Here is a 355-nt window from a genome sequence, read left to right as displayed (position 1 = left end):
TTTCAGTGACATTCCAGCATTAATTGCCGCATTGATTTTTGGACCGATTGCAGGAATTTTAGTTGAGTTTTTTAAAAATGTCCTTAATTATATTCAGACAGGAAGCCAAACAGGAATTCCTGTGGGGCATATAGCCAATTTCGTTGCCGGAATTGTGTTTATCCTGCCAACTTATTTTGTATATACTAGACTTAAGACTAGAAAAGGTATGACGCTAGCTTTAATTATCGGGACGGCATTCATGGCGGTAATGATGAGTATTTTAAACTATTTGGTTATTTTACCTGCATATACCGTTCTAATGGGCTTTCCAGATATGCGGAATTTAGTATTGCCAGCAATCTTACCATTTAAT

At 36.3% G+C, this 355-nt stretch carries 1 protein-coding gene; it reads left to right on the top strand.

Features of this window, described 5'->3' with window-relative positions:
- The coding region (locus tag V7659_RS05280; RefSeq protein ID WP_335538589.1) for an ECF transporter S component at nt 1–355 on the top strand (355 nt) is incomplete at both ends.

Origin of the sequence: Neobacillus drentensis (assembly GCF_036966985.1) — a bacterium.
GTDB classification, from domain to species: Bacteria; Bacillota; Bacilli; order Bacillales; family Cytobacillaceae; genus Neobacillus; species Neobacillus drentensis_E.
This window is presented reverse-complemented; position numbering and strand designations above follow the sequence as displayed.